Below are 7,245 nucleotides of genomic sequence, written 5' to 3'. Positions count from 1 at the left end.
CCTGCGGGGACTGGTCGCACCCGGACCGTCAGCGGAACAGGCGGAAGAACCCGCGCACCTGCTCGACCAGCGACTCCGGCTGCTCCAGCGCAGCGAAGTGGCCACCATGCGGCAGCTCCTCGAACCAGCGCAGATCGGTGAACCGCCGCTCGGCCTCCCGCCTCGACGGGCGGGTTATGTCGCGCGGGTAGACCGACAGGCCGGACGGTGCGGTCACCTTGTCCCGGAAGTTGGCGAAGCTCTCCCAGTACAGGCGCGCCGACGACGTGGCCGACGCGGTGAACCAATAGACCGAGATCTCGTCGAGGATCTGCCGCCGCGTCAACGCGTCCTCGGGGTGGCCGTTGTTGTCCGTCCAGGCCCAGAACTTCTCGGCGATCCAGGCGGCCTGGCCTGCCGGGGAGTCGGTGAGGCCGTAGCCGAGGGTCTGCGGCCGAGTCGCCTGGATCGCCGAGTATCCCCGGCCGGTGCGCTGGAACTCCTTCTCGGCCCGGAGGTTCGCCAGCTCCGCGGACGTCGGGTCGTCGAACGTGCCCGCCGCCACGGACCCCAGGTTCAGGTGCACGCCGGCGACCCGCTCGGGCGCCACCTCGCCCAGCGCACCGGACACCGCCGAACCCCAGTCACCGCCCTGCGCGCCGTACCGCTCGTAACCCAGCGAAACCATCAACGTGTCCCAGGCGCGCGCGATGCGCGTGATGTTCCACCCGGTCGTCGACGGCTTGTCACTCCAGCCGTACCCGGGCAACGACGGCGCGACCACGTGGAATGCGTCCGCCCGGTCACCGCCGTGCGCGCGCGGGTCGGTCAGCGGGCCGAGGATCTCCAGGAACTCGAGCACCGAACCCGGCCACCCGTGCGTGAGCACGAGCGGGAACGCGTCCGGCTCCGGCGAGCGGACGTGCAGGAAGTGGATGCCCAGTCCGTCGATTGTGTCGCGGTACTGCGGGAACACGTTCAGCCGCTCGGCGAACCCGAAGTCGTAGTCCTCGGCCCAGCTGCGGCACAGCTCCTGCGCATACGCCAGCGGTAACCCCTGTGACCAGTCGTCCACCGGCTCGCGCTCGGGCCACCGTGTGCGTCGCAATCGCTCACACAGGTCCGCGATCTCGGCTTCGGTGATGCTGACCTCGAATGGCTCGGCGGACATGGCAGGGCTCCTTACTGGTGGCTAGGGCGCCGGCGGGGTTCTCAGGCGGGTGCGAACGTGGGCCGCCCGGTAGTGGAGAGCTGTCGCGACCGGAGCGCGAGGACGATCATGACCGCGGGGAAGAGCAGGTCGCAGACCAGCACTCCACCGGTATTGCCGGGAGCATGGTCGCCGTGGGCGAACCACTGGTAGAGGTGGCCGATCGCCGCACCCCACAGGAACATGCCGGCGCCGAGGCCGATGGTTATGCGCTCGCGGGCGGTGGCCGAGGCGGCGCGGAATCCCATGACGGCGAGCCCGAGGTTGGCGAAGGCGATCTCGAACTGGAACGGGGTCCGGTCGAAGCCGATCGCGGTGGCCATCACATCCGGGATGGTCAGGAAGGCGATCGTAATCCACAGGCTGCCGCAGCCGAGTGCGGCGACGGCCCACCACCGCTGCCAGGTTTCGAGGGCGGCTGCCCGGGAGGGGCTGTGCCGGGTTCGGATCAGTGCGCCGACCACCGCGATCACAATCCAGACCAGGGGAAAAGCCGACTGGGCGACGTAGGACATCTCGTTCATGACCTCGAGTGTTGCATGGTTAATATTAACCAGTCAAGACTCTCGTTTATCGAGCGTGAGGCACTGCGAGGTACCGAATCGGGCTATCGGCGCGGCTCGAGGAGCTTGGCCAGCGCGGCAGTGTCGCGCAGGTAGCGTTCGTACGGGAAGCCCGCTTCGAGCAGCGCGTCACGCAGCTCGTTCTGAAGCGGCCTGTCGCTGCCATGGAAGGCATTGCGGCCGGCTTCGGTGGTACTGACCAGTCGTCGCCGTCCATGCTCGGGGTCGGGCTCGACCACGACGAATCCGACTGTTTCCAGCGGCCGCAAGGCCCGGCTGACCGCCGGGTCCGATACTGCCAGCGCCTGCGCCAGTTGATGCTGGGTCACCGGCTCGATTTCTTCCAGCGTCCCCAGCAGGCGTATCTGGCTGTACGTCAGCGCCCCGGAGTCGTCCACGCGCCGCCGCGCGGCCTCTCCGAGCAGGTACACCACGCGATGCAGCAAGTCCCCGAGTCCATCGTCCACAAGCCGAACGTAGCAGAATCTTGCCTGGTTAACATTCATCCGTTCAACATATTTCGACACAGGACCGGCGGATCCGGGTCTGGCTCCGGCGTTGGCGAGGTCCGCGATCAGCCCGTCGCTGAGATGGCTCTGGCGAGTTCGACTCGGCTGCTGATGCCCAGGCGTGGATAGATGCGGTAGAGATGGGAGCCAACGGTCCGGTGGGAGAGGTAGAGCTTTTCCGCGATCTGGCGGTTGGTCAATCCCTTGGCGGCCAGGGAGGCGATCTGTAGTTCCTGGGCGGTGAGTTGGTCGCGGGCGGCGGGGGAGCGGCGGTCGCTGGTTTCGCCCGCGGCGCGAAGTTCGTTGCGTGCGGCTTGGGCCCAGGGGTCGGCGCCCAGGGCGTCGAAGGTATCGCGGGCCTCGCGCAGCGGTTCTCGGGCTTCGGAGGTGCGGCGTAGTCGGCGCAACCGTCGACCGTGATGGAGTTGCAGTCGTGCGCGGTACAGCGGCCATGCACCGGTGTGGCCGGTGAGTGCGGCGGTGTACGCGGCATCGGCCTCGGTGTCATCGGCGAGTACCGCGCGGCTGTATTCGTCGACGACGAGCAACATCGAGGCGGGGACGCGTTTCGCTAGCGTCGGGAGGTCGGCCAGCAATTCTCTTGCGGTATAGGCATTTCCGGAGGCAACCGCGGCATCGGCGAGTTCGGGTGCGACCCACCAACGTTGCATGGGGTGGCTCACCGGGTCGGCCGGGTCATAGACCCGCGCCAGTGTGGTGAACGCATCCACTGCTTGCCCGGCCAACAGCAGGAGCAGGCCGCGCGTTTGTTGAGCGGCGATCTGGATACACCGCATCCCGGCGGCCAATGGGCTGGCGGCGACCGTGCGCAGATGCTCGGCGGACAGTTCGGATTCGCCGCGCATGGCGGCGATCATGGCCAAATTGACGTGCCCGGTAATTAGATAGAACTCCTGGCCGTTCTCTGCGGCGAAGACGCGGGCTTCCTCGGATTCGGCGCGTGCCCTGTCCCAGTCGCCGAGCCAGATACGGATCCAGTTCCCGGCACCGAGGATGCCTGAGAGCAGGCCGAGTCGTCCTTGGCTGCGGCTGATTTCGGCGGTGTTGTCGAGGTAGGCAGTGCCGCGGCGGAAATCGCCGAGGAACAGCGCGGCGTAGCCGAGCAGGCGCAGAGTGTCGGCGTCGGCGCGACCCGGATCGAGCTGGTCGAGTTGTTCGAGAATCCCGGCACCGCGTTCCCATGGCAGGCAGAACGCGCCGATAGCCAATACCTGGGGGTGGTGCGGGGGCAGGCCCAGGGAATCTAGTTGGGCGGCAATGTATTTGCGGGATTCGTCGCTGGCGTCCTGGGTAGAGCATCGCGCTGCGGCGAACCACAACATCGCTGCTGCGAGATCGGTACTGCCTGCATCGTGCACATCGGCGGCGATATCCACGAGCTCCCGGATGCGACGGTCGGAATCCTCGTGGCGATTGAACCCGACAATTTCCTCGACGGCTGCCAGGCGCGCCAGCTCAATCGGCCCCAAGACGCTGAGGTCGGCCCGATCCAGCAGATCTATGGCCCCGCGGCGCGCGCCGGTCTCGCTCGCCAGTTCTGCGGCGTGCAGGAGTAGGGCGGTCGTGCGGTCGGGTCGCTCGGACAGTTTCGCCGCGCGATCCAGGGCGGCGACCGCGGCCATGGTGGCGCCACGGTTTCTCGATCGGTGCGCATAGTGTTCGAGTTGCGTGGCGATGGCGTCGTCGGTGCCGAGCGTGGCCGCGGCGCGATGCCAGAGTTGTCTGTCGGGGAAGTCGGCGAGAACCTCGGCCAATATCGAATGCGCGCCGAGCCGTTGCGTCAGCGGCGCCCGGACATAGGTCGCCGAACGCATCAGCGGATGCCGGAAGCGCAGTAGCGCACCCGCCATCTCGACCAAGCCGACGTCGATGGCTTCTTGCAGGTGCGCCGCACCGACCGGGATACCGGTGAGCGTGGAGGCCGCCCGCAACAGCCGGCCCACATCGCAGCTGATATCGGCGGCGAGGACGACGAGCAAGGCCTGAGCCGGCTCGCTGAGCTCGGCCGAACGTGCGGCGAACGCGGTTTCGAGACGGGCGGTCAACGGCAGATCTTCGACCATCCGATCCGTGGTCTGGCGCATCGCACGCGGTAACTCGGTGAGCGCCAACGGATTTCCAGCGGCCTGGCTGAGCAGTCGCTGTCGCACGTTGCTCGGCAGGGTGGGCGCCTGCGCCTGGAGTAGGGCGGCGGCGGCTCGTTCATCGAGCGGCTCGACCATGACCTCCGGCAGCCCCGCGCGGCGGGCGGAGTCCTCGGATCCGGTTCGGGTGGCGCCGAGCACGAGAACCGCGTCACTGCCGATCCGGCGCGCGACGAAACTGAGCACATCCGCGCTACAGCTGTCGATCCACTGTAGATCGTCGACGATCAGCACCGTCGGACATACCGCGGCGGCCTCGGCGACCAGCTGCAGCGTGGCCAACGCCACCGCGTACAGGTCGGGAGATCCGTCCTCCAGTCCGAACGCCGCGCGTAGCGTGCGCTGCTGCGAAATGGGAAGCTTCGACACTTCGCCTTCGAGGGGACGCAGGAGTTGATGCAGCGCGGCGAAAGGCAAGTCTGCTTCGTTCTCGACACCGGCTGCGGCAACCACGGTCAATCGCTGGTCGGTTGCTATCGCCCGAATAACGCTGAGCAGAGCCGACTTTCCGATACCTGCCTGCCCACGCAGGATCATCGCCGAGCCGTTTCCGGTGACCGCCTGATCCAGGAGGTTTCTCAGCATGGCCGAATGCCGGTCTCGACCAATCAAAGTCGCCTGCGAAATCTCACCGATCACCGCCAGATCCTGACAGGAAACCTGCGGTTTCACAAAGTGACGGCGCAGGTAGGTGGGGTAGTCAGCGAGCGGACTGAGTCATCGAGCGGCACCCATGACGTAATCACCGGTGCAGTCGTTCGCTACCCGGTACGCCACGGTAGCGCCAGGGTTGCCAAAGCGCCCGGCGAAACCTTGAAACCAGGTCGCGCTGCCCGACGGCAGCACCGACCTCTACATTCAACGGCGGGGATCTGTACGGGGCGCAGGAACTGGCTTGCAAGAAATGACAATGGCCGAAATCCATTGCACTGCAATGGATTTCGGCCATTTGGTGTCCGGAGGGGGACTTGAACCCCCACGCCCGTTAAAGGGCACTAGCACCTCAAGCTAGCGCGTCTGCCATTCCGCCACCCGGACCGGTGTGCTCAGCAAGGTTAACGGATGTGTCGGCTGGGACCAAATCGCCGTGCCGAGCTGGGTCTGAGCTGGGGATTCGGGTAGTTGCGCCGGGCGGGGGAGCCGGTGTGATTTCCGGCTCCCGCGTCGGGTTCAGCGCAGTTCTTCGAAGGTCCGTTCGAAGGCCAGCGCACCGTGCCCGTCGGCGACCTGACGATCGATCAGGTTCTTGATCGGAGCGACCAGGTCGAGGGCGACGCCGGCGTCCCGGCTGGCTTTGACGATGGCGTCCATTGCCGCTTTCTGGAACGCCAGATGCTGCACGTCGGTGGTGTAGTCGCCGGACTCGATGATGCGGCCGAACTCGGGGATGCTCTGTGCCATGGCGGTCACCCAGCCGGCGGCCCGGTGCGAAAAGGCCGAGACCGATTGGCCGGCCGAGGCGACCATGGCCGCGGCATGCATGAACCCGGTGAACATCGCGTACATGTTCGCGAGCAACGCAAAGTCGTAGAGCGATGCCAGTCCGGCGTCCTCCCCGAAATACTCTGCGTCGCCGAGCAATTCGAGCGCGGAACGGTTCGCGTCGAACACCGTCTGCGAACCGCTGTACAGGATCGATGAACCCGGCTGCCCGATCATGGGCGGCACCGCCATGATGCCGCCGTCGAGGTAGTCGATGCCGTGCCCGGCGGCCCAGTGCGCTAGTTCCCGGGCTTGTTCGGGGGCGGTGCTGGTCAGGTTGATCAGCTGGCGTCCGGCCAGTTGGTCGGCGATCGGGTCGAGGGTGTCGTGGACGGAGGCGTGGTCGAGCAGAACCGCGACGATCACCTGACTTGCCTGGACCGCTTCGGCGACCGAGGTCGCACCCGTCGCGCCGGCGGCGACGAGGTCGGCGTCCTTGCCGGGGGAGCGATTCCACACCGTGGTGGGATGGCCGCCCTTGACGAACGCCGAGGCCAACGCCTGGCCCATCGCGCCGAGACCGAGAACTGTAACTGTGGTGTGCTCCGCCATTGCGGGTCAACTCCTTCGAAGCTGGATGATTTTCGTGGCCAGCGCGCTGGAATCAACCCTGCGGGAAGCGTGTTGCTCCGACAAGTACCTACTATTTCGTCGGGTACTTACCTGTAGGTGTGTGACCAGCTAGCGAAGGGGAAGCGATGGGCGCGAAGAGACACGGGCCATACTTCTGCGGCATCGACGCCGCCATGGACGTGATCGGCGGCAAGTGGAAAGTGCTGATCCTGTGGGAGCTGGAAGAGCACGGCGTGCGCCGCTTCGGTGAGCTGCGCCGCGGTCTGCCCGGGGTGTCGGAGAAGATGCTCATCCAGCATCTGCGCGAACTCGAAGAGGACGGCATCGTCACCCGCGAGGTCTTCCCGGAGATCCCGCCGCGCGTGGAATACGAACTCACCGAACTGGGTTCGGCGCTCAACGCGGCGCTGGAGCCGCTCGGCGTCTGGGGTCGCAAGCGGATCGACCAGATCGGTGCGGAACGAGTTCACCTGTCGGCGTGACGATTACACGATCCTCATCTCCGCCGGTTAGCGCGCGTCCGGCCCTCCGGCCGGTCTGCCCGCGGAGGCGATTGGCGTCCAGCCACCCCTATTGTCTATAGTTTCGGAGCGCAGTTGATCTTGTACTCGGCTGCGCCACAACTGAACACATCACCTGTCCGGGTGGCGGAATGGCAGACGCGCTAGCTTGAGGTGCTAGTGCCCTTTAACGGGCGTGGGGGTTCAAGTCCCCCTTCGGACACACTTTCTCGTCCTACGAGACGAAAGACCGTGGCGCGTGCT

At 66.4% G+C, this 7,245-nt stretch carries 6 protein-coding genes and 2 tRNA genes; 2 read left to right on the top strand and 6 right to left on the bottom strand.

The window, feature by feature from the left end; all coding sequences use genetic code 11:
- Positions 1-28: 28 nt before the first annotated feature.
- The 6 genes from IBX22_RS00575 to IBX22_RS00550 all read right to left on the bottom strand — a co-directional run bounded on the left by IBX22_RS00575 (position 29) and on the right by IBX22_RS00550 (position 6,460).
- Entirely contained in the window at positions 29-1,150 is a 1,122-nt protein-coding gene (locus tag IBX22_RS00575) for an epoxide hydrolase family protein (protein ID WP_194813423.1), read from the bottom strand.
- A gap of 41 nt (positions 1,151-1,191) precedes the next feature.
- Positions 1,192-1,713 (bottom strand): DUF6790 family protein, encoded by a 522-nt coding sequence (locus tag IBX22_RS00570; RefSeq protein ID WP_194813422.1) that lies wholly within the window; start codon positions 1,711-1,713, stop codon positions 1,192-1,194.
- 83 nt (positions 1,714-1,796) lie between these two features.
- On the bottom strand, positions 1,797-2,219 hold the full coding sequence (locus tag IBX22_RS00565) for a MarR family transcriptional regulator (RefSeq protein ID WP_194813421.1): 423 nt from the start codon (positions 2,217-2,219) through the stop codon (positions 1,797-1,799).
- 107 nt (positions 2,220-2,326) lie between these two features.
- Entirely contained in the window at positions 2,327-5,065 is a 2,739-nt protein-coding gene (locus IBX22_RS00560; protein WP_309234361.1) for an AAA family ATPase, read from the bottom strand.
- Positions 5,066-5,376: 311 nt separating this feature from the next.
- Positions 5,377-5,464 (bottom strand) — tRNA-Leu (locus IBX22_RS00555).
- A 132-nt stretch (positions 5,465-5,596) separates the two neighbouring features.
- Complete coding sequence (locus IBX22_RS00550) at positions 5,597-6,460, bottom strand: NAD(P)-dependent oxidoreductase (RefSeq protein ID WP_194813419.1); 864 nt, start codon at positions 6,458-6,460, stop codon at positions 5,597-5,599.
- Positions 6,461-6,606: 146 nt separating this feature from the next.
- Between IBX22_RS00550 and IBX22_RS00545 the strand changes: the two genes are divergently transcribed.
- Positions 6,607-6,963 (top strand): helix-turn-helix domain-containing protein, encoded by a 357-nt coding sequence (locus IBX22_RS00545; protein ID WP_194813418.1) that lies wholly within the window; start codon positions 6,607-6,609, stop codon positions 6,961-6,963.
- A gap of 156 nt (positions 6,964-7,119) precedes the next feature.
- Positions 7,120-7,204, top strand: a tRNA-Leu gene (locus IBX22_RS00540).
- Positions 7,205-7,245 lie beyond the last annotated feature (41 nt).

Origin of the sequence: Nocardia sp. XZ_19_385 (assembly GCF_015355755.1) — a bacterium.
GTDB lineage: Bacteria > Actinomycetota > Actinomycetes > Mycobacteriales > Mycobacteriaceae > Nocardia.
This window is presented reverse-complemented; position numbering and strand designations above follow the sequence as displayed.